The sequence below is a fragment of the Pseudomonadota bacterium genome (assembly GCA_039033415.1).
GTDB lineage: Bacteria > Pseudomonadota > Gammaproteobacteria > Xanthomonadales > SZUA-38 > JANQOZ01.
Map to the genome: position 1 here is coordinate 21,630 of JBCCCR010000020.1, position 21,984 is coordinate 43,613.

The 21,984-nt window shown below is 61.1% G+C and carries 24 protein-coding genes; 14 read left to right on the forward strand and 10 right to left on the reverse strand.

Annotated features, from left to right (window positions below):
- Nucleotides 1–36: 36 nt before the first annotated feature.
- The 3 genes from AAF358_16580 to AAF358_16590 form a co-directional block, all read right to left on the reverse strand.
- A complete protein-coding gene (locus AAF358_16580; GenBank protein MEM7707174.1) occupies nt 37–1,179 on the reverse strand; it encodes a helix-turn-helix transcriptional regulator in 1,143 nt (380 codons plus the stop codon).
- Nucleotides 1,180–1,228: 49 nt separating this feature from the next.
- Nucleotides 1,229–2,317, reverse strand: coding sequence for a serine hydrolase domain-containing protein (locus AAF358_16585; protein MEM7707175.1), 1,089 nt, complete (start codon nt 2,315–2,317; stop codon nt 1,229–1,231).
- A gap of 141 nt (nt 2,318–2,458) precedes the next feature.
- The gene (locus tag AAF358_16590) at nt 2,459–2,998 is read right to left on the reverse strand and encodes a hypothetical protein (GenBank protein ID MEM7707176.1); all 540 of its coding nucleotides are present in this window, start codon (nt 2,996–2,998) and stop codon (nt 2,459–2,461) included.
- 273 nt (nt 2,999–3,271) lie between these two features.
- Between AAF358_16590 and AAF358_16595 the strand changes: the two genes are divergently transcribed.
- The 3 genes from AAF358_16595 to pip all read left to right on the forward strand — a co-directional run bounded on the left by AAF358_16595 (nt 3,272) and on the right by pip (nt 5,574).
- Complete coding sequence (locus tag AAF358_16595; GenBank protein MEM7707177.1) at nt 3,272–4,054, forward strand: glutathione S-transferase N-terminal domain-containing protein; 783 nt, start codon at nt 3,272–3,274, stop codon at nt 4,052–4,054.
- A 154-nt stretch (nt 4,055–4,208) separates the two neighbouring features.
- Nucleotides 4,209–4,505, forward strand: a complete 297-nt coding sequence (locus AAF358_16600; GenBank protein MEM7707178.1) for a hypothetical protein — start codon at nt 4,209–4,211, stop codon at nt 4,503–4,505.
- A gap of 100 nt (nt 4,506–4,605) precedes the next feature.
- Nucleotides 4,606–5,574, forward strand: coding sequence for a prolyl aminopeptidase (gene pip / locus AAF358_16605; protein MEM7707179.1), 969 nt, complete (start codon nt 4,606–4,608; stop codon nt 5,572–5,574).
- 21 nt (nt 5,575–5,595) lie between these two features.
- On the opposite strand, the gene AAF358_16610 is transcribed toward pip, so the two are convergent.
- On the reverse strand, nt 5,596–6,690 hold the full coding sequence (locus AAF358_16610) for a histidinol-phosphate transaminase (GenBank protein MEM7707180.1): 1,095 nt from the start codon (nt 6,688–6,690) through the stop codon (nt 5,596–5,598).
- Between the two features lie 127 nt (nt 6,691–6,817).
- Between AAF358_16610 and AAF358_16615 the strand changes: the two genes are divergently transcribed.
- From AAF358_16615 to AAF358_16625, 3 genes are read left to right on the forward strand one after another with little or no spacing between them, the layout of a single operon-like run.
- Nucleotides 6,818–7,447: a ferric reductase-like transmembrane domain-containing protein gene (locus AAF358_16615; GenBank protein MEM7707181.1), complete on the forward strand. Its 630-nt coding sequence runs from the start codon at nt 6,818–6,820 to the stop codon at nt 7,445–7,447.
- Nucleotides 7,444–7,812 (forward strand): cytochrome c3 family protein, encoded by a 369-nt coding sequence (locus tag AAF358_16620; GenBank protein ID MEM7707182.1) that lies wholly within the window; start codon nt 7,444–7,446, stop codon nt 7,810–7,812. Before AAF358_16615 ends, AAF358_16620 begins: the two co-directional genes overlap by 4 nt.
- 37 nt (nt 7,813–7,849) lie before the next feature.
- On the forward strand, nt 7,850–8,539 hold the full coding sequence (locus tag AAF358_16625; protein ID MEM7707183.1) for a VIT family protein: 690 nt from the start codon (nt 7,850–7,852) through the stop codon (nt 8,537–8,539).
- Nucleotides 8,540–8,551: 12 nt separating this feature from the next.
- Here the strand turns inward: AAF358_16625 and AAF358_16630 are convergent, their stop codons facing one another.
- From AAF358_16630 to AAF358_16640, 3 genes are all read right to left on the reverse strand, one after another.
- Nucleotides 8,552–9,796, reverse strand: a complete 1,245-nt coding sequence (locus tag AAF358_16630) for an inorganic phosphate transporter (GenBank protein ID MEM7707184.1) — start codon at nt 9,794–9,796, stop codon at nt 8,552–8,554.
- Between the two features lie 350 nt (nt 9,797–10,146).
- On the reverse strand, nt 10,147–11,064 hold the full coding sequence (locus AAF358_16635) for a cytochrome c (protein ID MEM7707185.1): 918 nt from the start codon (nt 11,062–11,064) through the stop codon (nt 10,147–10,149).
- A gap of 18 nt (nt 11,065–11,082) precedes the next feature.
- On the reverse strand, nt 11,083–11,532 hold the full coding sequence (locus tag AAF358_16640) for a cytochrome c (GenBank protein ID MEM7707186.1): 450 nt from the start codon (nt 11,530–11,532) through the stop codon (nt 11,083–11,085).
- Nucleotides 11,533–11,722: 190 nt separating this feature from the next.
- On the opposite strand from AAF358_16640, the gene AAF358_16645 reads away from it, so the two are divergent.
- Nucleotides 11,723–12,139 (forward strand): VOC family protein, encoded by a 417-nt coding sequence (locus AAF358_16645; GenBank protein ID MEM7707187.1) that lies wholly within the window; start codon nt 11,723–11,725, stop codon nt 12,137–12,139.
- Between the two features lie 83 nt (nt 12,140–12,222).
- Complete coding sequence (locus AAF358_16650; protein MEM7707188.1) at nt 12,223–13,104, forward strand: DUF1295 domain-containing protein; 882 nt, start codon at nt 12,223–12,225, stop codon at nt 13,102–13,104.
- Here AAF358_16650 and AAF358_16655 read toward each other — a convergent pair.
- Nucleotides 13,101–14,411, reverse strand: a complete 1,311-nt coding sequence (locus AAF358_16655) for a TCR/Tet family MFS transporter (GenBank protein MEM7707189.1) — start codon at nt 14,409–14,411, stop codon at nt 13,101–13,103. The two genes, AAF358_16650 and AAF358_16655, sit on opposite strands and share 4 nt — an antisense overlap.
- A gap of 34 nt (nt 14,412–14,445) precedes the next feature.
- Nucleotides 14,446–15,654, reverse strand: coding sequence for a M12 family metallo-peptidase (locus AAF358_16660; protein MEM7707190.1), 1,209 nt, complete (start codon nt 15,652–15,654; stop codon nt 14,446–14,448).
- A gap of 171 nt (nt 15,655–15,825) precedes the next feature.
- Between AAF358_16660 and AAF358_16665 the strand changes: the two genes are divergently transcribed.
- Nucleotides 15,826–17,247, forward strand: a complete 1,422-nt coding sequence (locus tag AAF358_16665) for a pyridoxal-dependent decarboxylase (protein ID MEM7707191.1) — start codon at nt 15,826–15,828, stop codon at nt 17,245–17,247.
- On the opposite strand, the gene AAF358_16670 is transcribed toward AAF358_16665, so the two are convergent.
- Nucleotides 17,240–17,545 (reverse strand): hypothetical protein, encoded by a 306-nt coding sequence (locus AAF358_16670; GenBank protein MEM7707192.1) that lies wholly within the window; start codon nt 17,543–17,545, stop codon nt 17,240–17,242. The two genes, AAF358_16665 and AAF358_16670, sit on opposite strands and share 8 nt — an antisense overlap.
- A gap of 127 nt (nt 17,546–17,672) precedes the next feature.
- On the opposite strand from AAF358_16670, the gene AAF358_16675 reads away from it, so the two are divergent.
- From AAF358_16675 to AAF358_16695, 5 genes are all read left to right on the forward strand, one after another.
- The gene (locus tag AAF358_16675; protein MEM7707193.1) at nt 17,673–18,830 is read left to right on the forward strand and encodes a hypothetical protein; all 1,158 of its coding nucleotides are present in this window, start codon (nt 17,673–17,675) and stop codon (nt 18,828–18,830) included.
- A 58-nt stretch (nt 18,831–18,888) separates the two neighbouring features.
- Nucleotides 18,889–19,521, forward strand: a complete 633-nt coding sequence (locus AAF358_16680; protein MEM7707194.1) for a methylthioribulose 1-phosphate dehydratase — start codon at nt 18,889–18,891, stop codon at nt 19,519–19,521.
- Between the two features lie 9 nt (nt 19,522–19,530).
- Nucleotides 19,531–20,076: a cupin domain-containing protein gene (locus AAF358_16685; GenBank protein ID MEM7707195.1), complete on the forward strand. Its 546-nt coding sequence runs from the start codon at nt 19,531–19,533 to the stop codon at nt 20,074–20,076.
- 13 nt (nt 20,077–20,089) lie between these two features.
- Nucleotides 20,090–20,812: an acireductone synthase gene (mtnC, locus tag AAF358_16690; GenBank protein MEM7707196.1), complete on the forward strand. Its 723-nt coding sequence runs from the start codon at nt 20,090–20,092 to the stop codon at nt 20,810–20,812.
- Between the two features lie 95 nt (nt 20,813–20,907).
- A complete protein-coding gene (locus AAF358_16695; GenBank protein MEM7707197.1) occupies nt 20,908–21,921 on the forward strand; it encodes a zinc-binding alcohol dehydrogenase family protein in 1,014 nt (337 codons plus the stop codon).
- The last annotated feature ends 63 nt before the right edge of the window (nt 21,922–21,984 follow it).

A 21,984-nucleotide genomic window follows, 5' to 3' on the forward strand; every position in this document is an offset into this window, starting at 1 on the left:
CGAGTCTTGAGTCTATCACTCGCTAGCCATAAGCATTTAGCTGAGTTCTAGGGTATCCAGTCGTTCAGAGTCATCGCCCTCGCCAGGCTTCATTGCGAGGGAGCGATACCGACTTGGCGTCTCACCCGCCAGCTGCCGAAAGACCCGGTTGAAGGTGGCTTTGGAATTGAATCCGCAGTCGAAGGCCACGTCGATGATCTGCTTTTCTGACGTCTCTAGCAGCCGCCTGGCCCGCTCAACCCGAAACTCGTTAATGAACCGATTGAAGTTAACCTCCCCGGCGCTGTTGATCAGGTGCGAGAGCGAGGCGCGGTTGGTGCCCAGCTTTCGGGCGAGTGCAATCAATGTCAGGTTAGGGTCAAGAAACAGCTCCTGGTCACGAATGGTGCCGGTGATCCGCTCAAGATCCAGGGCACGTACGCCTTTCCTGTCTTCCCGATCTGCTTGTGGTCTTGCCGGATCCCCCGAGACAGAGTGCGCCTCGGGCGGTGAGGTGGCCTCATTGACGTGATAAAACGACAAATTCCCAAAAAACAACACCAATAGCTGCCAGACCAGCGTCAGGGACAGCAACAGAACAAAAAGCACTCGAAACGCGAAGAAACTCGCCTCTCCTCCGAACCACTGGACACAAATCCAGGCGAGATTGATGACGAAGATCGCGAGTGCCGGTGAGACGTACAGATAGACCGCTGAAAGTCGATTGTCGGCCGACTGCATCAGGTAGGCTACCCGGTGCCGTATCAGCAACCAGAGCGCGAACGCGGAAAAGAGAAGAATGGAAAACTGCCCCAGTGCCGCTAAGGCAAGCGGAGGTAACGCGAAGTCTTTGCCCAGCAGAAGCGGCGCGCCGAGGCGCGCGATCAATTCCAGCAAGGGTAAGAGCAGGATCCACCGAATCCGACGCTCCCCAACGTCAAACAGAGCACCGTAGACAAAGACCAAAAGCAGCGCGCCCGGCAGCGTTTCGTTAGCGAAGATTGCTCCCAGCTGCTGTCTCGCCAGCGGCGAAAGCCCGTCAGACAACACGTGGAACCAAACGTACAGCCCGGAAGCGGCTGAGAACGCCGCAACCGCCCATTTTGCCCGGATGCCTGGGCGGGACCAAAAGACGACCGTGGCTAATAGCAGGGTCTGCGAGGCCAGTACGATCAGCAGAGTCGCGAAATCAAAATCCATTTAACCCAATAATGCTTGGGTTCTGACACCGGGGCAAACGCGTTATCGATCAGCCCTGTTCGCCCTGTATGCGCAGGTATTCGATGTAGTCTGGATTGTCATAGAAGACCGACGCAATCGGTGAGAATAGCCGTGCGCCATTTACGCCGTTGGTAAAGATCACCACCGCCAGGTTTTTCTCGGGGACATAAAAGGCGATGGCCTTCTCACCTTTGTCTCCGCCACCCTGCCAGAGGACGGTCTCATTTTCGTAGCGGAAGATGATTCCGGACAGGCCAAAACCGATAGCCTTGGGGCAGACCTTTGCAAACGCTGGCCGACCGCAGAACATTTGGGTCATGTCGAATTGAATCGTCCGGCGATCCTTCTCAACGCTGGGGGGTAGGGACCCGTCAAGCAAACGCCCCAGGAAACCGGCAAAGGTGGCCGCGCTTACGTAAAGGTTGTCCGCCGCGGACCAAGTGCTGCTGGCGTCGGCGGGCGCAAACTCGCCGCTGGCGATCCTCGACCAGGCAAAGTCCGACGCGTACGGCGAACCGTCGGTAAAAGCGACACGGTCTTGGTGGGTTCCGAGGCCAGTCATTTCGGCGACAAGATCCGGGAAGGTTTTATTCGTCACCGCTTCCGCGTAGCGGGCTACGTATTCAAATCCTTCACCGGAGTAGCCCGGTCGCGAGCCTGGGTCGAACTGGAAGGCCAATCGCTTGTCCTCCAGCATCGATCGCCAGTTGGGGAAGCCGGTTTGGTGAGCCAGAGCGTGTCGCGGCGTGAGCTGAAGGGCTCTTGGGTCGTCAGCGATATCCGGGTCGACGAAGGTCGGCGCCATCGGCTGGTCCAGCTCGATTGTTCCAGACGCCGCGAGCTGCAAAATGGTCTCAGCGGCCAGCAGCTTGGTGACTGAGGCGACGTTGAAGAGGGTTTCCTCAGTCGCCGCTTCACCGGGCTTGGCCTCGCCATAGGTTGCGGCGAGCGTCAGGCCGTCTTGGTTGGCGACGGCGATACTGACCGCCGGGACGTTGTGCTCTTTTAGCAGGGGAGGCACCAGCGTATCGAGCTGTGCTTTCCGATGAGCGAGGGTGTCAGCGTTAGACGGGTTGCCGGTCAGAAGCAATGCGGCGGCGAGCGAGCGTAACAGCACGGGAAGTTCCTTATCTTCTAGGCGGTCGACCTAGTGTCCCGGTCGTTAGGCTTGCCCGCGTCTTTAAGCGTCGGCCTTGGGTCTCAAATCGTCAATCCCTGTGAAAAGGTTTCCAGGTCAGGGGTTTATGGTGCTCACGGCTCACCTGCCCGACGAAGGCTCGCGGTTTAAACGAACCTCGTTTCGAAACTCATACCGAGTGCCGCCTGGTGCCCGAACCGAGCGCTCGATTGACATGTGAGTCGGCGATGATCGAATTCGGAGCCAAAGCTCAGCGGGCTTTCCGTCGTCAGTCCCGCTGCCGGTGGCAACGATCTCAAAGACGTTCGATTCTTTGGTGACAGACTGGATCAACATCGTTTCTGTCTCGATCCCATCTGGAGTGGTTGAAGCGATGACCACAGCCTCTGGGTTAACTCGAATCATCTGGGCGCTAAACACTTTGTAGCCCGGGTCGGTAAACGCGTTCTGATGCACAGCGTAGCCCGCGTTCGGGCCCACATGTATGGTTCGTCGGTGGGGGATCGAAACACGCTTGTCCGTCCCAAAATCCCGGTAAATGAGCTCGCCAGACCACGAGCCTTCCGTCTCCTTGACGGCAGCCGCCAGCAGCTCGTTGGCGGTGGCGGTGCCTAGGCTAGCCGTTAGCGCAAGCAAAAGGGGAGCGAATAGCGTTTTCATGGACGTTTCCCTGGCAAAACGAAAGGTTTCAACTGGCATCAGTCTGCGACCACGTTGCCTGTCAGTCGTCTCAATTCATCCCGATGCCTCAACGTAATGATACTTGCCCGTTTCTCCGGGGGTGGGGTTATTGCGAAGCCCGCCATGGGAAGCCCCGAGTCGGTCGAGAACCCACCAGCAATGTCGAATGAAAAGCTCCGTGGGTCGAGCCGTTAACCGTACTGGCGAAACCGAGTGTTATGCTTTTTTCGTGGACTTAACTTGAAGACCAAAATGATGACCGACCTCGCTGATAACCTCATTTCGCGGAGCATTGACGTGATGTCCTCCAGCCTCAGTACCGCGCTGCGACCCGGTATGGGCATTGGCACGAGGCCGGCCGCGGTGAAACCAGCGCAAACCCTTGAGCTTTACGAGTTTGAAAGCTGCCCGTTTTGCCGGCTCGTGCGTGAGGCGTTAACGGAGCTGGATCTCGACGCCGTCATCTATCCCTGTCCAAAAGGTGGCCAACGGTTCCGACCGACGGCCGAGGAGCTCGGGGGCAGGAGTCAGTTTCCTTTTCTGGTGGATCCCAATACCGGGACAGCGATGTATGAGTCGCTGGCCATTGTGCGCTACCTCTTTGAAACCTATGGTCGGCGGTCGCTGCCTCTCAAATGGCGTTTCACGGGGGCGCAAAAGCTGGGCTCGACTCTCGCGGGAATTCCTCGACCCTGGCAAGGCCGGCGCGCGCGTCCAGGGCGACTGCCAAACCAGATGCTCGAGCTGTACAGCTTTGAGTCCAGCCCCTTCGCGCGACCGGTACGCGAACGGCTTTGTGAGATGGAAATTCCGTACGTGCTCCGAAGCTGCGGCCGCAGCTCGATGCGAGACTGGGTGCCGCCGCCGGTGCGAAAGGCGCTTAACGTGCATCCTTCCGCGGCGCTGCCGAATCGACGAGACCTGCTGGAACGCGCCGGCCAAATTTCTATTCCCTGTCTGTATGACCCGAACTCCGAGACGCTGATGTTCGAATCGCGCGCAATAAAGCGGTATCTCCGAGAGACATACCGCTGATCACCACGCTTCGGATGACGTACGCCGCCGAGCGATGCGCTCGTCCCTGCCTCCGGCATTGACGCCTCTGCAGTCAATGGCGGGCAGCGGGATTGGCAGGCATATTGGGCAGGGTGTATTGTTAGACTTTAGTCCCGATCTTTGGAGTTGCGAAATGAACCGAGTAGGGTTGATGGTGTTTCTGGGAATCGTTCTAGCAGGCTGCCAGACGGTTCCATCCGACCCCAACCAGCTGCCGCTCGAAGCGTCCGAGGGAGTCAAGGCCTATTTTGAACCCGGTGCAGATAAGGCCGAAGCCGCTGCAAATATTCGGTGCGAAAAGCGGCGCGAAACGGGTACTCGGATGACCAAACGGGTTTGCCGAACCAAAGATGAGGTCGCGGGCGCGCCGAGACGGCGCGTGCTGCACCGCTGGCGAGAGGTGGACGCTGCTCTGAACGGCGGCGGCTAGCTCGAGGTACTGGAACTTACCCTTAGATCTGAACGAAACCCTGGCAGCGATACCCTTGCTGGCCACGCGGGCAGCCGTTTAAGGCCCTTATACTCTGCGTATGAAAGATTCCGATCCCCTCTACCCACCCATCGAGCCTTTTGAAACCGGATACCTGGATGTCGGTGATGGTCACCAGCTTTATTACGAACAGTCGGGCAACGCTGACGGGGCGCCGGTGGTGGTGCTGCACGGCGGGCCGGGGGGCGGCAGCGGGCCGAAGCTGAGGCAATTTTTCGATCCGGACCACTATCGGATCGTGATCTTCGATCAACGTGGCGCCGGGCTTAGCCGCCCTCACGCGAGCCTGGAGAGCAACACGACGCAGCACCTGATCGGCGATATCGAGCGCCTTCGCGAGACGCTTTCGGTTTCTCGCTGGCAGGTTTTTGGTGGGTCCTGGGGCAGCACGCTCGCGCTCGCCTACGCTCAGGCGCACCCCGATCGCGTTTCCGAGCTCGTGCTGCGCGGCGTCTTTATGCTTCGCCCGAAAGAGCTTCACTGGTTTTACCAGCACGGGGCCAGCGAGATCTTTCCCGACGCCTGGCAGCATTACCTGGCTCCGATTCCGGAAGCCGAACGGGGCAACCTCCTGGAGGCCTACCATCGACGACTGACGCACGAGGATGAGTCGGTACGAATGGAAGCGGCTCGCGCGTGGTCCATCTGGGAAGGTTCGACCAGCTTTTTACACCCGAACGAAGCGGCTCGCACGGAGTTTGGGGAGCCGGCTCGAGCCTTGTCGATGGCGCGAATCGAGTGCCATTACTTTCTCAATCAGGGCTTTATGGCTTCAGACCAACTGCTGAGCAACATCGACCGGATCAGGCATATTCCCGGCGTCATTGTTCAGGGGCGCTACGACGTGGTGTGCCCGCCGGCCAGCGCGTGGGAGCTGCACGCCGCGTGGCCCGAGTCCAAACTGGTGATGGTGCCAGACGCGGGTCATTCGGCCTTCGAAACCGGCAATGCGGCCGCTTTGATCCGAGCGACCGATCACTTTGCCGCGGCGGCAAACCCGCCGGACTAGCGGGTCACCTGACCGGGTCCGTCAAGCCGTATAGACCTCACCAAAGATTCGGCTGAAGGCGCGGAGGTCCTCAAGGCGTCCCATACTGACGCGGATATGATTGGGATAGCCGGCGAAGACTCGACCGATCATCACGCCGGAGTTCCGCATCTGATTGCCAAATTCGGCGGCGCTACGGCCGATGTCGGCATACACAAAGTTTGTGCTGGACGGGAGTGGCTCCACCCCATGCTGCCGCAAACAGTCGTTGACGATCTTGCGGCCGCTGTCGATTTGCTGGCGGGAGAACGCGACAAACTCCTCATCACCATAGCTGGCAATGCCTGCGGCCAAGGCGATGGCGCTTGGCCATGACATCACGTGTGATCGCAGCTTCTCCATCAGGTCGCTCCGCCCCATGGCGTAGCCCATGCGCATGCCCGCCATGCCGTAGACCTTGGAGAAGGTTCGGGTCACGATCACGTTCTCATCGTTTTTAACCAGATCCATCACCGTGGCGGAGGCCGGGTCTTCGGCGAGTTCGTTGTAGGCTTCGTCCACAAGGACCGTCGCGCGTTTACCGACCTCGCGGCAGAAGTCCCGCAGCTCCGCGCCGTCCAGCGGCAGGCCCGTTGGGTTGTTGGGGTTGCAAACGTAGACGAGCGAGGTGTCGTCGGTCACCGCGGCGGCCATGGCCGCCAGGTCGATGGCCAGGTCCGAACGCAGGGGTATGGTCTGAACGGAGAGCCCGGCACGTCGTGCATACATCAGATGTGATGAATAGGTTAGCGAAGGCGCAAGAATATGGCCCTCCTTCCCCCACGCGGCAGCGGCGGCGCACAGCGCCTCGTTCGAGCCGGTGCTGATGACGACGTTGTCTCGACTGACGCCCTCACCATCAGCGATGGCGTCGCGAAAAGCCGTCCGTAGATCCCAGGAATAATAGGCGCCGCGGGCGGCGGTTTCGCGCGCGGCTTTCAGCGCGGCTGGGCTTGGCCCGTAGGGATTTTCGTTTGAGCTTAGGCGGATCAGCGACTGTGGCGGTGGTGTTCGAGACCATGCGTTGCTGGTTAAGGCGGCGGTTGCGGCGCCGCTAATCGCGGCGGTCAACACGCCGCGTCGAGTGAAGTTGCTCATAAGAAAGTGCCCGATTGCCAGTCCAGGCTGTCTAGCCTAGGGCGAATCGCTGCCGGTCGCCAGCAGTTTTCCTTGCGGGCGCTGCGGTACACTCAGCGTTTCACGTGTTTCAGATCCAAGGGTCATTGTGCAGCTGCTAGCGGTCTTTCTTGTTGCCGTCTTGGGGTTGACCTTTTTAGCCATGCCAACCGTCGGCGCCGGATGGGCCTGGGATGCTGATAACGCCCTGGGTTTTGCCTCCTTGGCTGGACTCCTCTATCTCTCGATACCCGGAATTGCCCGGCGCGATATTCGCGCGCATCAGCGCCTCAGCTTCGCCGTGCTGGCCGTTATTCTGATCCACGCGCTGTGGTTCCTGTTCGCGGACCCGGCCGCGGTGGAATACATCAAGCCGGGTGCTCCTGGGTATATGTGGACAGGGCTCTTTGCCCTGCTGCTTCTGTTCGCCCTGACGATGCTTGCCAGCATGCCAACGCGAGCCCGGATTCACCGCAACTACGGCGTATTTCGCTACTGGCACCGCATTTTGGCTGCGGCTGTTGTGCTGCTCAGTGCTCACCACGTCGTGTTCAGCGGTTATTACCTCAGAAACGGCTGGCAGCTTGCGGGAATCTCGAGCCTGGTTGTGCTGGTGCTGTTGGGCGGCGGTCTGTGGCGCAAGCTGCCGCCGCTGAGGCGATCTACGCCCGCGACGCTGCTGAGCATGAGCTTTCTGGCGGCGTTGGCATTTGCCACGATCAGGAATTTCGGAACGTGAAAACGTTGTTGGTACTGCTCAGCCTGACCATAGCGTGGCTGCTGATTTACGGAACGCCGTTTGCCAGTGCCCATCCGGAAAAAGACAACTACTATGGAAGCCCTGAGGCGATCCTGCCCATGACCTTTGCCCACAGCGACCATACGGATACGCGGTGTATGGACTGCCATCACAACTTTGTGGACGACACCGGCGGTGAGCCGTGTATGCATTGCCACGTGTCCGACACGTCGATCAGCGAGCTGCTGGAACCACAGTTCCATGACTTTTGCCGCGGTTGTCACGAGAGAGAGGTGGCGGCCGGCCAGGACAGCGGGCCCGTGCGCCGCTGCATCGCCTGCCACCTGACCGACTCGAGCCCATGAAACTCCATCGCTGCCTGCCGCTGCGGTCGCGCGCTCGATGACCCACAGCGAACACCACCGTATTCACCGCGTGGGATGGCTTCGAGCAGCCGTTCTAGGCGCCAACGATGGCATTGTCTCAACCGCCAGCCTGATCGTAGGCTTTGCGGCCGCCAGCACCAGCCAGGAAAGCGTATTGTTTGCCGGTTTGGCGGGCCTGGTTGCCGGCGCGATGTCGATGGCGGCAGGCGAATACGTCTCCGTCAGCTCGCAGGCTGACACCGAGGCGGCGGATCTTGCGATGGAGCGCGAAGCGCTGGAGAAAAACTACGCTGAGGAGCGCGACGAGCTGGCGGAAATCTATCAGGCTCGGGGGCTTGACGCTGAGCTTTCGGTCCAGGTAGCCGAACAGCTAATGGCTCATGACGCCCTGGGGGCCCACGCTCGTGACGAAATCGGTATCTCGGTCAACGTGTCGGCCAACCCCACTCAGGCGGCGTTGTCTTCTGCGGTGACTTTCACTGCCGGTGCTGCACTGCCGCTCGCGGTAGCGTGGCTGGTCCCCGGGCAGTCTCAGCTCGCTGCTGTCGGATTTGCTTCGCTCGGGTTTCTCGCACTGCTTGGCGCTGTGGCCGCGCGCGCCGGCGGCGCGAGTCTGTGGGTCGGGGCCGTCCGCGTCACGTTCTGGGGGGCGCTGGCGATGGCCATTACGGCCGGGATCGGGCACTGGTTTCAGGTGCCGAACTAACGTGGCAGGACGCTAACCAAAAATCGCCCGAAAGAGGAAAAAAAATGCGATACACAGCACCGCGCCGGCGGGGATGGTGATAACCCAGGACAAGAAGATGTTCCGCACGATGCTGAAGTCGATGGCTGACGCGCTCCGAGCCAGACCGACACCCAGGACTGCTCCAACGAGCGTGTGGGTTGTCGATACGGGCATGCCGGTGCCGGAGGCGACCACAATGGTAGTGGAGGCGGCCAGCTCCGCGGCAAAACCGCGGCTCGGTGTTAGGTGGGTGATCCGGCTGCCAATCGTCCGGATGACCCGCCAGCCGTAGGTCGACAGGCCGAGCACAATGCCAACGCCACCGACCATCAGCACCCACAGGGGTAGGCTGGACTCCTGCTCGATGACGCCCGACTGAGCCACGCTGACCACCGCCGCCACCGGACCCACCGCGTTGGCAACGTCATTGGAGCCGTGGGCAAAAGCCATGGCGCACGCGGTGCAGATCATCAGCACGCCAAAGACCTTTTCCACGGTCTGGTTTTCTGAATCGGCATCCGCTGCCGGCTTGATGCGACGTACGTAAACCGCGCCGATCAGCGCGATGACCGCACCGAGGATTACCGCGAGCAAATAGCTCTGTCCGGTGGACAGCTCGAGCCCAACATGCTTCAACCCCTTGAACAGCGTGACCAATGTGATCATGAAGGCTGCGAGAAAGATGTAGGCCGGCACGAAGCGTCGCGCCCGGGCCAGCGTGTCTTCCCGCGACAAAATGAAATATTGAACGCTCTTGAACAGCGCAAAGGCAATCACGCCGGCCGTCAGCGGGGACGCGACCCAGCTCATGACGATGGTGCCGACTTTGCCCCAGGCCACCGCGCCAACGCCGATACCCACGGCGCTGAAGCCGACGACCGCGCCGACGATCGAGTGGGTGGTCGAGACCGGCCAGCCGTAGTGGCTGGCGACCAGCAGCCAGATGGCGGCCGCCAGCAAAGCGGAGAGCATTCCGTAAACCAACAGTTCGGGCGAATCGGCGATGGACGCGGTGTCGACAATACCTTTGCGGATCGTGGAGGTGACCTCCCCGCCCGCGAGCACGGCGCCCGCGAACTCAAAGATGGCCGCAACGATGATCGCCTGACGAAAGGTCAGCGCTTTGGCGCCGACCGAGGTTCCCATGGCGTTTGCGACGTCGTTGGCGCCGATGCCCCACGCCATGAACAGTCCGAAGACCGCCGCCAGGCTTAGAAACACCACATATTGGTCCATCAAAACTCCTTTCTGACGTGCTGGCCGCTCTTGAGAACCGCGCGCCCGCGTATGAGTCGCGCCCTGTCGATTTAAGGCACAGCCGAGCGCGTCAGCAGCTTGGGGGTTCAAGCTGCCGATTGTGGCAGCAGTTGAGGACCCTGTCGCTGCCGGTCGCCCGCTTAGGCGCGAATTCTCGACCGAAACAGGGGGCAATCCGCCGAGCACATCGGACCGGCGGAGTGTGGAATTCGATTGTTACAAAATTATGACCAGGACTTGGCCTGGCCAAACTCGTTGTCATGTCCTTTTGAAGCGGGGCGTCAAACTACCGGATCAGACATTGGGTTGGCCGCTTGCCTGCTGGAGCTTCAGTTGCCGGGCGCCGTCCTGGCGGGAATCGCCTTTAGATAGGCGGCGATCGCCTCGCGGTCGGCGGGTTCGAGCTGCGCAAGGTTTTCCTGCACTGCCACCATGGTGCCGCCGGCGGTGTCAAAGTCTGGCGTGAATCCGGACTCGAAATAGTAGGCCAGGTCGTCAATCGACCAATCGCTGAGGTTTTCGCTGGCTGGCGTAATATTGGGGACTCGGCCTTTGCCCTCAGGATCCGGCGCTCCGGCGAGCCAATGCTCGTGCTGAAGGCCGCCCAGCAGGTCCCTGGGCGTATGGCATTCACCACAATGCCCAGCCCCTTCCACGAGCTCGCGGCCCTGCTGGACGGCGGGGTCATCAGCTGCCATGGCAATGACCGGTCCGCGGCTCAGGTAGCGACGCTTCCAGAGTCCGATACCGCGGCGTACGCTCCACGGAAACTTCAGCTCGTGGTCAGCAGCTCGGCCCGGAACCGCCGGCAGCGTGTCCAAAAAGGCCTTGAGGTCGAGCACGTCAGAAATCTCCATGCGAGCGTAGGACGCAAATGGAAAGACCGGATAGTAGTGTTTGCCTTCCGGCGAGACGCCCCGCTGCATGGCGTTGACAAACTCCAACGCGTCCCAGCCCCCAATTCCGTCCGTTTTGTCGCTGGAAATGTTGGGGGCGCGAAAGACTCCGTAGGGCGTACGGAACTCTTCGCCGCCACCCAGCGCAAGACGGTCTTCGCCCTGGGCTCGCTCCCCGTCAATCGGCGTTGCGTGGCACGACCCGCACCCTCCGACCCAGAAAATCCTTTCCCCAGCTACCGGGTCCGCCTGGTGCGCAGGCAGCTCATCGTTAGAGAGTTTCGAAGGTGCCGATAAAAACCAGCCGGCGGCTGCCAGTAACACAGCCGCCAGCAGAAAAAGTCGCAGCATCTTGCGCGGCGCCTGGCGCTACTCGTCTTCGATGCGATATTTGTCGTGGCAGCCTTTGCAGTTCTTAAAGGCGGCGCCGATCAGCGGGCGGGCGGCATCGAGTGTCTGCGGCGAGGCGGCGATCGCGGTGTTGGTGTCCTCCAGAAACTTGGCGAGCGAAGCGTCAAAACCCGCCCGGTCGGACCAGATTTCCGGGGCGGCTTCCGTCCCTTCACCGGTCTCGCTGCCTGCGGGAAACAGATCGCCGAAAGCCTCGGCGGATTCGCGCCAGGTGGTCAGCGACTGCATAACAACGTCCGCATCAAAGGTCATTTTGCCCCGCAACATGCCGCCCAGCGGCTTGGCCGCGTCGCCCACTGCTTCCATCAGCTCGTGACGCTTGTGTTGAGGGCTGTGCTCGGCCGTGGCGACTGCAGCGACGCAAAACAAACCGCAGAGTGTCAGGGTGGATCGGGCAAACTTGTTCATGGATTGATCTCGTGTGGTGGTGGAAGGTTTTCAGGCAGCGACGGCCGCGACCCGATCTTAGCCAGCGGCGGCAGCCGTTTGCAACCTGCTGCCCAGCCGGTCAAAGTGGTGCGGGCGTGGACCGGGTCGGTGCCGACGGACCGGCGAGAGTAAACGAACCTGATGAGGGTGTCGCGCAGCAAACGGGAGCATGATGAAAGCCGCCAATCCGATCAATCTCACCCAGATCGACCACGTGGTGCTGCGTGTGGTGGATCTCGAAAAGATGGTGAGGTTTTATCAGGACGTTTTCGGTTGCAACCTCGAACGCGGCCCGTGTGACCTGGGCTTGGCGCAGCTGCGGGCCGGGCTGTCGCTGATCGATCTAGTGGATGCCGGCGGTCCGCTCGGACAAAAGACGGGCGCAGCACCAGACCATCAGGCACCCAATCTGGACCACCTCTGTCTTCAGGTTCATCCCTGGGATGAGGCGGCCATCGTGCGCCATCTGGAGCAGCATCAGGTGGATTTCGATCATGCGGCGCCGCGCTATGGCGCAACCGGTGTCGGACCCTCAATTTATCTGCGAGACCCCGAAGGCAATATGGTCGAACTCAAGGGGCTGTAGGCTGACGCCGTGACGCGGAGTTGACTAACGGTTCGCTACGTTGCCTTTGCGTAGGGGATCAATAAGAACAAGCAGGAGTCGTCATGGCTGAACGCAGCAATTCCCAATCAGTAGTCGCAAGCGCCATTGCGGTCGCCATCGGCGCCGCTGTTGCCTTTGCGGGCAGCGTCGGCGGAGATCAGTGGAACGGCTGGCCGATTTTTGCCATCTGCGGCGCGCTGGCCTTCGCGGTGAACTGGCTGGTATTTATCCCCTCCTCGCTTGGTAAGACCGAGCACTACTACGACCTTACCGGTGGCCTGACCTACATCACCGTCACGGTGGTTGCCGTGCTCCTCGCGGCGTCGCTCGATCTTCGCGCGACGCTGGCTGCCGGCATGGTGCTCATCTGGGCGCTACGCCTTTCGACCTTCCTGTTTATCCGAATTTCGGGCGACGGCAGCGACAGTCGATTTGATGGCGTGCGGGATCGGCCAACGCGCTTTTTTATGGCCTGGACGCTTCAGGGTTTGTGGGTGCTGCTCACCGCTGCCACGGCGCTAGCGATCATCACCGGGGGGCAGCGAGAGCCCCTCGGACCGATCGGCTACGTTGGCCTGGCCATCTGGGCGATTGGCATGCTGATTGAAATAGTCTCAGACCAGCAGAAGTCGACGTTCAAAAAGGACCCTGCCAATAAAGGACGGTTCATCAATGTGGGGCTTTGGGCGTGGTCTCGCCATCCCAACTATTTTGGCGAGATTGTGCTCTGGATCGGTATGGCGGTCCTCGCACTGCCGGTGCTCCAAGGATGGCAGTTTGTCACGCTGATTTCGCCGGTGTTTGTCACGCTGCTGCTGACCAAGGTCAGCGGTGTCCCGCTGCTCGAGGACAAAGCCGACAAACGCTGGGGCGGGCAGGAAGACTACGAGGCGTACAAGAATAATACGCCGATCTTGATGCTGCGTCCCCCGAGGTCCGCTTAAGTCTCGGCGTTCGCTTCGCTCTTGTAGTGCCGCGACGCCATCACGTACGCGATCATGGCGATCAGCGAAAAGACTGCGGCCGCCACAAAAGGTGACCCTGGAAAGTAAACGCCGCTGTCGTCGGCATTCACCGTGAACAGGCCCATGTAAACAATGGGTGAGAGGATCATGGCGACGCTGACCAGCGCTGACAGGCCTCCCTGCAGCTCACCCTGGGCATCTTCGGCAACCCGGGCCGACATGTCCTGGCGCAGGGCCGGGTCCTGCATAACCGACACCAGTGCCAGCGTGACCATGGCATACACAAACCAGCCTGCCGACGCGATGCCGATCCCGGTCAGCGCAATGGCTTCCACCGCCAGGGCGACGATGACGGCCGTTTTTACGCCGATTCGCGGCAGCAGCACCTGCACCACCAGCGCCTGGGCGATAAAGGCGATCACCCCGTAATAGGCGATCGAATAACCCACGTAGGCTTCGGACCAGGCAAACTTCTCGATCGCAACGTAAGACCAGACCGTTGGATAAACCCAGGTGGACAGGGTCGCCAGAAAGAACACCGGCAGCAACCGCCCAACGCCGGGGGTGCGAAACAACCGCAGCAGGGTGCCAATCGTATTAGCCCGGGCCCACTCGAAGGGTCGTCGTCGGCCCTGCGGCAAAGACTCGCGCACAACAAAATAGCCGAACAGGACGTTGCCCATGGCGATCGCCGCGCCCGCATAGAACGGCAGACGCACGTCGATGTTTCCGAGCAGGCCACCGATGGCAGGGCCACAGATGAAGCCCGCGCCAAAAGCTGCGCCAAGCATCGCGAAGCGTGTGCCGCGCTGGGCAGCCGGCGTAACGTCCGACACGTACGCGTTGATCGTTGAGAAGGTCGAGGCAAAAATGCCGGCGAAGGCGCGCAGCAAAATAAAGCCCCAGAGGGTGCCGACCACCCCGAGGATCAGCATGTCGACGGCAAATGCGGCCAGCGAGATCAGCAGCACCGGACGCCGTCCATAACGGTCGGAAAGGGCGCCGACGATCGGGGCAAAGATGAACTGCATGAGCGCGTAAACCACCAGCGCCAGTCCACCCCAGCGTGAAGCGCCCGCCAGATCGCCGCCGGACAGCTCCATCAGCAGGGCGGGCATCACCGGTGTTGTCAGACCAATCCCGGTGGAGTTGATAAAAGCCGAGATGACAAGGAAGACGAAAGCCGCTTTGGCGGTACCGTCTTCCGGCTGGCTGCCGGCGTTGGGTTGCGGGTCGATTGTGAGGCTCCGACGCAGAAATTCACTGGGCCGGAGAAGATACCAGATCGGCGCACCGCTCGGGCCTCAGCTCGAGGGTGGATCAGTCCACTTCGAAGCTGTCTGCAAACAGGAGCGAGGCGTCCTGGACCTCCACTAGACAGCTGGCTTGCGCCAGCTCCTGCGCCATCTCGTCGATGCTGCAGTCGCTGAACTGCTGCGATCCATTGAGCCGAGAGTTCATGATGCCCCGGAACGACTCGTCGGCGCAGGCCCTTTCACCATCGTGGGGTGAGTTAAAGTTGTGTCCCAGCTCGTGGGCAAAAATCAGGGCGCTGCTCGTGTCGCTGCTGCGGTCTTCGTTGACGCCGTAACCAAAGCTTCGGCTGCACAGTACGCCAAGGTAGGCTACGCCCACCGTCGATCCGTCCAGGTTGCGTCCGGTAAACATGTGAGCGAGGCCGCCAAACGGAATATTGCTCCCGGCCCCGGTCCTCATAAACTGCCGGAATCCGGGTTGCACGAGGGTGTTGTTGTTGAAGCGGCCCCCGAGAAGGTCGCCGGCGTTGGTTTCGATCAAGACGTCATTGTTGGTCAAAATCTCGTGGTGAAGGAGCTGGATACCCACGCCGAGCTGCGAGGCGTAGATGCCGTCGACGAAATTGACCCGACCGGCCACCACCGATGCGGTGTCCGAACCGTGTTCACCGGTGAACTGAACATCACTGACGATCGTCACGGGCAGCGCCATCATGGCGGCACCTTTGATGGCGACGATGCCCTGCAGGTGCTGCACGAAGGACCGATAGTCGGCAACCGGTCGCTCGAACTTCTTCTGAAAAGTGAGGCCGCCATGATCGATCAGGGTGTTCAGCTCCAGGTCGGCAAAGCGATAGACGATCGTCTGGTCGGGGCTGGCGCCTGTAGCCATCGCTTCCGGAAAGCTGCGGGCACTATCAACCAGGTACAGCTCGGAGCCGTCAAAGATACCGCCGGAGAGGCGCCCGTTGATGCGATTGAGCCGAACCCATGAACCCGGTATCCCGGCGACGCGGCCTTTCATGAAGCGATCGGATCGGTGGATCTTCGCTCGATGCTCTCCTGACAGGGAGCTGAGCAGCCCGTCGTTGGGTGCGAGGACCAGAGAAAACTCTCGCCCATAGGCGCGCAGAGTGAAGTTCTTCAACGAGGCGTCATCACCTGAGCGCACGTCCGTCAGCTCAAAGTGCTTCAGCAGCGCCTGCTGGGCTCCGACAGGCGGGCCGACGGCCAACAACCATAGGGCAGCCAGTAACAGCGAGATCCGTTTCATTGTTAAGCGCCTGAAAAGGCGAGAAAAGTAGCAAGCGGGAGTGCCCGGGTCGGTGATCACCGTCACGGTCCGACCGGTCACTGACATTCTGTTACATTGCCGAAAAAGGCGGTGTTGGGGTAATGCTCGCGAGACCAAACGGCGGGTCGCAGTCTTTTATACTCGGCAACTATGGAGAGCAAAGACTATTACCGATGGGCGGAACGGGCCGCCCGCTGGGGCGCCGACTACCTGAAATCACTGCGGCAGCGACCGGTTCGGGCGCGGGTGAAACCCGGCGACCTGGCGGCACGGCTGCCGGCTTCACCGCCCGAGCAGGGTGAGGCGATGGAGGAGATTTTCCAGGACTTCGAGCGGCTGGTGCCCGACGCGATGACCCACTGGCAGCATCCAAGATTCTTCGCCTATTTCCCCGCCAACGCGGCGCCCGTTTCCATGGTGGCGGAACAGCTGTGTGCCGTAATGGCAGCCCAGTGCATGCTCTGGCAGACATCGCCGGCTGCCACCGAAATGGAAACTCGGATGGTCGACTGGATGCGCCAGGCCTTGGGCCTGCCTGAAGGATTCGCCGGGCTGATCCAGGATTCGGCGACCACGGCGACGGTCTGTGCGCTGCTGACCATTCGGGAGCGCGCCCTTGATTTCCAGGGAAATGAGCAGGGGCTGGCCGGGCAGGGGCAGCTTCGGGTCTACGCTTCGCCACAAAACCATTCCTCGATTGATAAGGCGGTGCGGATTTCAGGGATCGGGCAGCAGAACCTGGTCAAGGTGGCGACCGACGACAGCTGGGCGCTGGACCCGCAGGCGCTGCGAGCTGCGATTGAACAAGACCTTGCGGACGGCTTGGTTCCGGCAGGCGTTGTGCTCTGTATCGGCGGCACGTCGCTCGGCGCGTCAGACCGCCTGAGTGAGACCATCGAGATCGCTCACCGCTTCGGCCTTTATGTGCATGTTGACGCCGCGTGGGCGGGGTCGGCCATGATCTGCCCGGAGCTGCGCGGTCTGTGGGAAGGCGTCGAGGCGGCGGACAGCCTGGTGCTGAACCCGCACAAATGGCTGGGTGCCCAATTCGACTGCACGATCCAGTTTCTGCGGCAGCCGGAGCTCCAGGTCAAGACACTGGGATTGCAGCCGGATTATCTAAGAACGCTCGGCGAAAGCGACATCACCAATTACAGCGAGTGGACCATTCCATTGGGGCGCCGTTTCCGAGCCCTGAAGCTGTGGTTCCTGCTGCGCGCGCACGGCCTTGAAGACTTGCGCCAGCGGATGCGTCGTCACATTGCCTGGGCTGAGGAGGCGGCCGAGCAGCTGAGCCGCAGTGGGGGATTTGTGATCACGTCTCCCTGCCATCTGTCGCTCTTTACGTTCCAGTTTGCCCCCAAGGACGCTGACGCCGAGCGGATGACGCAGGCACTGCTGATGTCGATCAACGACGACGGCCGCACCTATCTCACGCAAACGACGCTCGACGGTCATTTTGTGATTCGATTTCAGGTCGGCCAGTTTGAGTGCACCCGCGAGGATGTTCAGACCGCGGTCGCCGTGATCATCGAACTAGCGGGTCTACTGCTAGCTCAGGAAACTAGCTAGAACGCCGCCGCTGCTTGGAAACCCAGCGCACGTGGCGCTGCAGCGACTTGTCAGCCTGCAGCTGCTCGAGCGTGTTTTTTTGCTGCCCTAGCGTCATTTCATCGAATAGGCGGTGTACGCCGTTATGGCAGAGTCGACAGATATGAACTCCCTGCGCCAGCTCTTCGCGGCTGTACCGCTTGCGGAACCGCTTGCGCCGATGAAGCTTTTTGGGAATGAGATGATGAAATGTGAGCGGCCCTGGGCGCCCGCACAGCGGACAGCACGGCTCGGCCTCCACCTTTTTTCGCCTCATCATGGATTGCCCGAACTGATCATGATCCAGAAGTTGCCAGAGGTGCTGTGATCCCGGGGTCAAAAGCATACCGCTTGGGGGGCAGCAGGGAGCCTGGCGTCTTAGCGGGTAAAATCGAGGGATGAGAACGATGAGACATGCCCACCGACTGTTTGTGCTGCCGCTATTGACCGCGATGGCAGCAACCTCAAACGCGCAGCTGGCGTTTGATCCGCTGACCGTGCACCCAGCCAACGTAGCCCGGGAAGGTCAGTTTTTGCTGGTGATCGAGGACAGCTGGCAGAACGGCTGCCAGGGGCAGATCGATACCACGGTCAGCGCCGAGCGAATCGAGGTGGTCGCCACCTCGGACCAGTCCGATAGCCAGGCCTGCACCACCGCGTTTGTGCCCTTTGTTGACCTCATAAACCCTCGAGACGAATTCACCGGGGAATTTGGCGCCGAGGTGGCCGTCGAGTACGTTTTTGTTGCGCCGGACGGCACGCGCGAGGTTCGAGACCAGGAGACGGTGAGTTTTGGCAGCGGGCTGAATCCGACCTCTCAGGTGGAGTCGGGCAGCTGGGTGACCGACGCGCTGCAAAGCTCCGGGCTGTTCATCGATCAGCAGGAGGGATTGTTCAGCGCCAATCTGGCTGACTATGCAAACGGAACGGGCACCTGGTTTTTTGGCGCAGCGCCGGTGGAAGGTAACGTTGTCATTGCCGAACTCAGCCAATTCGGCACCGTCCAGTGCGTGACCGATCCGTGCAATCGCGCGGCGGCGATTGACAGCGGTCGGCTGCTTGCGGTGCTGGAAGGACAGAACAGCCTGCTGGTGAAGTACCGCAGCATTTTGGAGGAATCGGATCTGGAGCAAGCCGCGCTGCGCTACACGCGGCTTGACCTGAGTCGAGCGCAGGGGTTGGGCGGCGTACCCGATCTTACCGGGCGTTGGATCATCGGCGTCGGTCCTGAGGTGGACGTATCAGTCGGCGAACCGATCGTCAGCAGCTTTGGCGTCTTTGACCTCACCGTGATCGACGATGGGCCAGCGACCAGCCTCTCATCCACCAGCTTTGGTGCGCGAGATATCAACCGGCTGGATGACTCCAACATCCCCGATTTTGTCATCGTGTGCCAGGATGCCAGGCCGGTAGACGGGGATTTGGCGTGCACCACCGCTGACCTTACGCTGGGTGAGCCGGACTGCGTCGCCGAGTTTCCCTTCAGCGCGGCGGGGCTCAATCGGATCGAGGGCGTTGCCAGCTGCGGCAGCGGTCAGGGCCAGTTTGTGATGGAACGCCGCTGATCTGAGTCTCGGCAGGGCAGCCAGTCGACAGGTTTGCTGACCCCGGTGGACAGTCCTGGTGCTGTCCGCCAAACTCCCGCCCATGAATATCGACAGCGCACGATCGACCCTGGTTGACGTCGGCGCCGAGCTCTACCGGCATGGCTGGGTCCCGGCCACGAGCGGCAACTTCTCGCTGCGTCTGGACGACGGCGACCTGGCGATTACGGCCTCGGGCAAACATAAGGGTCGCCTGCAGGCGGCAGATATTCTCCGGGTTGACGGTGACGGTCAGACCAGAGGTTCCGAACCAGCTCGACCCTCCGCGGAAACGGCGCTTCATGTGCAGCTGTATCACCGTGAGCCCGAGGTTCAGGCGGTGCTTCATACCCACTCTGTCGGGGCAACGGTGGCCTCAGCCAAGGCCTCAGGGTCTCTCAAGTTTTCGGGGCTGGAGATCCTCAAGGCGTTCGAGGGCGTCGGTACCCATCGAAGCGCGGTTTCCATCCCGGTATTTCCCAATGATCAGGACATGGCCGCGCTCTCGGCAAGGGTCGACGACTACATGGCAGAGCACGGCACCGGGGTGGCTTACCTGATTCAAGGGCATGGTCTTTACACCTGGGGGAAATCCATGGCGGCCTGTCAGCGCCATCTTGAAGCGCTGGAGTATTTGTTTGAGTATGACCGCCTTTCGCGCACCCTGGAGTAACCGTCAGCCATGAGCGAACTGACCTGTTTTCGGGATCAAGACCCCGATCATCCCGTAGAAAAAACCACCGACTTTGCGCGTATCTCTGAGCTCCTGGCGGCCCAGGGCGTTCGACTTGAAAAGTGGGCCGCGGAGCAGCCGGTGGCAGCCGGCGCGCCTCAGGAAGCGGTGCTCGAGGCCTATCGGTTTGACATCGAGAGATTGAAGGCGTTGGGCGGTTACGTGACGGTCGACGTGGTCAGTATCCATCCGGAGCATCCGGACAAGGCGGTCATGCGCAATAAGTTCCTGGCTGAACACACACACAGCGAGGACGAGGTGCGGTTTTTTGTCGACGGCGAAGGACTGTTCACGCTCCACCTTAACGATCACGTGTTTGAGGTGCTGTGCCAGCGGGGTGAACTGATCAGCGTTCCGGCAAACACCCCTCACTGGTTTGATATGGGGCCCAACCCAAGCTTCGTCGCCATCCGGCTGTTTAACAATCCCGAAGGGTGGGTTGCCAATTTCACCGGTAGCGACATCGCCAGCCGCTTCAGCCGACTAGAGAACTGACGCTGTCAACGACATGATCAGCGCCATCATCACCGACGTCGAGGGCACCACCAGCTCTCTGAGCTTCGTCAAGGACGTGTTGTTCCCTTACGCAGCCCGGGAACTGCCGACGTTTGTTCGTCAGCAGCAGCACGACCCGGCGGTCCGCCGGGAGCTTGCGTCGGCGGCGGCGCAGGCAGAACTGTCCGCGGACGACATCGACGCGGTGGTGTCGCAGCTTCAGCAGTGGATCGCTGACGACCGAAAGGTAACCCCGCTCAAAAATCTGCAGGGCATGATCTGGGAGTTGGGCTACGTCAGCGGCGCGTTCAAGGCGCATCTCTACGAAGACGCGGAGCGCTGCCTGCGCCGCTGGCATGCAAAGGGCCTGACGCTCTACGTTTACTCCTCCGGTTCTATCCACGCACAAAAGCTGTTTTTTGGTCACAGTATCGTCGGCGACCTTCGCCCGCTGTTCAGCGGCTACTTCGATACCACAACCGGTCCGAAGTTCGACCGTGAGTCGTACCAAAAAATCGTCGAGCAGATTGCGGTGCCGGCGCAGCAGGCGCTGTTTCTCTCCGACGTGGAAGAAGAGCTGGATGCCGCTGCCTCAGCAGGTCTGCAAACCGCCAGGCTGGTTCGAGAGGCGGATTACGGCGTTGGCCCGGCGCAGGCAGTCTCAGGCCATCCCGTCGTCGCCAGCTTCGATAACATCGACCCGGCCAACCCGCCCGAACGCAGCCCAGCGGGCTGACCAGCACCGGCCAGACAAGCGCCACGCTCCATCAACCCGCCGCGAGTCGCTTCACAGTACAATCGAACGTCGCTAACTCTGCCTGGAAATCGCCCATGAAAGCCGTTGGATACCGGAACGCCGGCCCGATCGATCAGCCGAATGCCCTGGAGGATATTTCGCTTGAGCAGCCGCACGCCGCCGGGCGAGATCTGCTGGTCAAAGTGCACGCCGTATCGGTCAATCCCGTCGACACCAAGGTGCGCACGCGCATGGGCGCGGAGGGAGATCAATGGCGCGTGCTGGGGTACGACGCGGCGGGTGTCGTCGAGGCAATCGGTGAGTCAGTGACCGGTTTCAAGCCGGGCGACGCGGTGTACTACGCCGGATCCATCGCCAGGCCGGGCACCAACAGCGAGTATCACCTGGTGGATGAGCGGATCGTTGGCGGCAAACCGGAAACGTTGAGTTTCGCAGAAGCGGCCGCCCTGCCGCTGACCGCAATCACGTCCTGGGAGATGCTCTTCGACCGGCTGAACGTGAACCATCCGCCGGCGCAGGGGGGAGACGTGATTCTGGTGGTGGGCGGCGCGGGCGGCGTAGGCTCGATTACGCTCCAGCTGCTGCGCGCGCTGACCGAGCTCACGATCATCGCTACGGCCTCGCGGCCGGAGACTCAGGCCTGGGCGAAGGAGTGTGGTGCTGACCATGTTGTTGACCATCGCGAGCCGCTGGCGCCGCAGGTGGCGGCCCTCGGGCTTGGTGCGCCGGGATTTGTGTTCTCGACCACCCAGACCGGCCAGCATCTAGCGGACCTCGCTGACCTGATAGCACCGCAGGGACGTTTCGGACTGATCGATGACCCGGCGACTTTCGATATTGCGCTGCTGAAGCAAAAGGCGATTTCGATCCACTGGGAGTTCATGTTTACCCGGCCCGTTTTTGAAACGCCGGATATGGGGCACCAGGGTCGGTTGCTGCAAGAGCTTGCCGCGCTGGTCGACGGCGGGAAGGTTGCGACCACGCTGAGTGACGTGGCCGGCAGCATTAATGCGGAAAACCTGATCCAGGCCCACCGGCAGCTCGAGAGCGGCACTACCCGGGGCAAGGTGGTGCTGGAGGGCTTCTGAGCGAAGCTTTGCCCTGTCGCTGGCGGCATAGCCAACCTCGCCGTCTGGTTCTACTATCGGGAA

Bases quoted from the DNA above. Each gene is read 5' to 3' on its own strand.
- AAF358_16640 (MEM7707186.1), bottom strand. From the start codon at position 11,532: ATGAACAAGTTTGCCCGATCCACCCTGACACTCTGCGGTTTGTTTTGC.
- AAF358_16675 (MEM7707193.1), top strand. From the start codon at position 17,673: ATGAGACATGCCCACCGACTGTTTGTGCTGCCGCTATTGACCGCGATG.
- AAF358_16665 (MEM7707191.1), top strand. From the start codon at position 15,826: ATGGAGAGCAAAGACTATTACCGATGGGCGGAACGGGCCGCCCGCTGG.
- AAF358_16645 (MEM7707187.1), top strand. From the start codon at position 11,723: ATGATGAAAGCCGCCAATCCGATCAATCTCACCCAGATCGACCACGTG.
- AAF358_16590 (MEM7707176.1), bottom strand. From the start codon at position 2,998: ATGAAAACGCTATTCGCTCCCCTTTTGCTTGCGCTAACGGCTAGCCTA.
- AAF358_16670 (MEM7707192.1), bottom strand. From the start codon at position 17,545: ATGATGAGGCGAAAAAAGGTGGAGGCCGAGCCGTGCTGTCCGCTGTGC.
- AAF358_16625 (MEM7707183.1), top strand. From the start codon at position 7,850: ATGACCCACAGCGAACACCACCGTATTCACCGCGTGGGATGGCTTCGA.
- AAF358_16595 (MEM7707177.1), top strand. From the start codon at position 3,272: ATGATGACCGACCTCGCTGATAACCTCATTTCGCGGAGCATTGACGTG.
- AAF358_16685 (MEM7707195.1), top strand. From the start codon at position 19,531: ATGAGCGAACTGACCTGTTTTCGGGATCAAGACCCCGATCATCCCGTA.
- AAF358_16695 (MEM7707197.1), top strand. From the start codon at position 20,908: ATGAAAGCCGTTGGATACCGGAACGCCGGCCCGATCGATCAGCCGAAT.
- AAF358_16630 (MEM7707184.1), bottom strand. From the start codon at position 9,796: ATGGACCAATATGTGGTGTTTCTAAGCCTGGCGGCGGTCTTCGGACTG.
- mtnC (MEM7707196.1), top strand. From the start codon at position 20,090: ATGATCAGCGCCATCATCACCGACGTCGAGGGCACCACCAGCTCTCTG.
- AAF358_16660 (MEM7707190.1), bottom strand. From the start codon at position 15,654: ATGAAACGGATCTCGCTGTTACTGGCTGCCCTATGGTTGTTGGCCGTC.
- AAF358_16635 (MEM7707185.1), bottom strand. From the start codon at position 11,064: ATGCTGCGACTTTTTCTGCTGGCGGCTGTGTTACTGGCAGCCGCCGGC.
- AAF358_16650 (MEM7707188.1), top strand. From the start codon at position 12,223: ATGGCTGAACGCAGCAATTCCCAATCAGTAGTCGCAAGCGCCATTGCG.
- AAF358_16600 (MEM7707178.1), top strand. From the start codon at position 4,209: ATGAACCGAGTAGGGTTGATGGTGTTTCTGGGAATCGTTCTAGCAGGC.
- AAF358_16580 (MEM7707174.1), bottom strand. From the start codon at position 1,179: ATGGATTTTGATTTCGCGACTCTGCTGATCGTACTGGCCTCGCAGACC.
- AAF358_16610 (MEM7707180.1), bottom strand. From the start codon at position 6,690: ATGAGCAACTTCACTCGACGCGGCGTGTTGACCGCCGCGATTAGCGGC.
- pip (MEM7707179.1), top strand. From the start codon at position 4,606: ATGAAAGATTCCGATCCCCTCTACCCACCCATCGAGCCTTTTGAAACC.